We start from the raw sequence: 2,070 nt of genomic DNA, 5'->3' as shown, positions 1-2,070 counted from the left end.
GTCATTATCAAAGCCAAGCACAATAATTGAATTTTCACTCATTTTGCTAAGATAATTTAAGGTCTCAAAGTGGCTTTGAGTAATTTGTCCATTTGTAGAGCAAAGTAAGGTATCATCGCTTTTATAAGAGCCTAACTCATAAAGGCTTAAACTATCAATAATGCCCTCACACAGTATGATATTTTTAATGTCAGCTTGTTTGATGTCCTTGCTTTTAAGTATCTCTAAACCCTTTTTGCCATAGCAAAGCTGTTTTATAAGGGCGTTTTCTTTTTTAATGGGGTATTGCAAGTATTTCATAAAGCCGCATTGATTAAAGCTTATTACATTACCCTCGCTTGTTTGTAGGTTTTTATATTCTTTGAAGGTGTAAGTGGGTATGCAAATATTGTGATAATTATCTTGTTTGATAAGATGAAAGCCCTTTAAGCTCTCATCATCAATAAGTCTTTTAGCTCCAAAAAAATGCGGCTTATCATAAACTAAATCTTGCAATTCCTCTTTAAAAATATTTAAAATTTCAATGCTTCTTTTATCAAGCTCAGAGGGCTTAATATTATGCTTTAAGTCTTTTATATCAAGGCTTTTAATCTTATCTTTATCTAATAAATCATCTATTTTTACTCCACGATTCTTGCAAAATGAGTATATATTGCCCTTGTCATAATCATTGAGGGGATTAAAATATAAATAATGCCCATTTATGCTCCTTGTGATGATGATTAAGTCCTCATTTTCATTTTTCATTGTAAGGTGATTGCGAGAGCATTTTTCCTTTTTATAAGAATAGCCATTTTCTAGCAAGATTAAATCAAGGGGTAAGCTTAAATTCTTTTGATTATAGTAGCTAGGCATTATTAGTCCTTTGTTTTGTTTGATTTTTCAAAATCAATCAATTTGTCGTTTAAGGTTGCCATATAAAGTGGTAATGACAATCCCTTGTATTTGCAATAATAATGATTTAAAGAAGCGAGTGTTAAAAATTCTAATTCATCATCTTTAAAAACACTTATTTCATTATGGCATTTATGCACTACTTCACACATTTTTTGATATTGTTCTTTTGTCATTGTATATCCTTTGAAAAAAGTGTAAGTATAATTGCAACAACCATAAAGCTGAAAACACTCCAATCCAAAAACCACATTAACATCTCACAATCCTTATGCTATCTGCTATACTCAAAAACATAAAAAGACATAATCTTATATGATTTATGAGTTTCTTTTTTATAGCTAAGCTTCTTAAAAAGCTTATTTTCTAAAAGCTCATTTACTGCAAGATTAATAATATTTCTTTCTAAATTTCTAGCATTTTCAAGGCTTAAATCAAAATACTCCATAAAATTATTTACGCTGATTTTTAATACTTTGCCTTTGTATAAATTATCAAGCAAAAGAAGATAAAGCATTTTAGAATACTTGCTTTTAAGTAAGCAGTATAAAGAGAGTTCAAACTGAGTGTAAAATCTAAAATTATTTACAACGCTCAACATAAAAGGGTTAAATTTAAAGATTAAATAATCATCAAAAACCTCAATGAATTCAAAAAGGCTTATATAAGACTTACTTTCTTCTTTTTCTAGCTTAATGATAGTTTTAGAGCATTTTTTAGCAAAGTCATTGATTTGCTGATTTAATCTTTTTTTGTTTTTTTCTTTTTTGTTTGCTAAGACACAAAAAGTGTTAAAATCAAGCCTTATTTTAAGGCTTCCTTTGTCATTTGCCACAAAGCATAAAACCATAAAAAGATTAAAATCACAAGAGGTGAAATTTGTAAAGATAAGCTTTTTGAAAGGTTCTTTGTTATATCTCACAAGGAGTTTATCATTTAAGCCTTGTTTGTGAATTTCATTAAAATTAACTATATCATTGATTTGACATTTAGCTATTTCCTTGTAAGAAACTACATTTTCATCAAATGAAATTAAATCTTGTTTAAGCTTATTTTCTTGTTTAAGCTCATTTTTAAGCCCACCATTGATACTATCATCACTATCATCGATACTATCAATAAATTCTTGCATCTTAACTCCTCGTTAAGACACAAATACTCCGCAAGGGGAAGGGG

General features: G+C 28.8%; 3 protein-coding genes. All 3 read right to left on the bottom strand.

All coding sequences use genetic code 11. From position 1 onward, the window contains the following. A partial coding sequence (locus DMC01_RS12295; protein ID WP_142694474.1) for a toprim domain-containing protein occupies positions 1-855 on the bottom strand: 855 nt, incomplete at its 3' end. Positions 856-857: 2 nt separating this feature from the next. Then, positions 858-1,070 carry a hypothetical protein gene (locus DMC01_RS12290; RefSeq protein ID WP_142694473.1) on the bottom strand — a complete coding sequence of 71 codons (213 nt, stop codon included), beginning with the start codon at positions 1,068-1,070 and terminating at the stop codon, positions 858-860. Positions 1,071-1,168: 98 nt separating this feature from the next. Continuing rightward, on the bottom strand, positions 1,169-2,026 hold the full coding sequence (locus tag DMC01_RS12285; protein WP_142694472.1) for a replication initiation protein: 858 nt from the start codon (positions 2,024-2,026) through the stop codon (positions 1,169-1,171). Positions 2,027-2,070 lie beyond the last annotated feature (44 nt).

This window comes from Campylobacter troglodytis, from assembly GCF_006864425.1.
In the GTDB taxonomy this organism is placed as follows: Bacteria; Campylobacterota; Campylobacteria; order Campylobacterales; family Campylobacteraceae; genus Campylobacter_D; species Campylobacter_D troglodytis.
Note: the sequence above shows the minus strand (reverse complement) of the source record. Positions and strands in the feature narration are given on the sequence as shown.

Coding starts and splice junctions, on each gene's coding strand:
- DMC01_RS12290 (WP_142694473.1), bottom strand. CDS start 1,070: ATGACAAAAGAACAATATCAAAAAATGTGTGAAGTAGTGCATAAATGC.
- DMC01_RS12285 (WP_142694472.1), bottom strand. CDS start 2,026: ATGCAAGAATTTATTGATAGTATCGATGATAGTGATGATAGTATCAAT.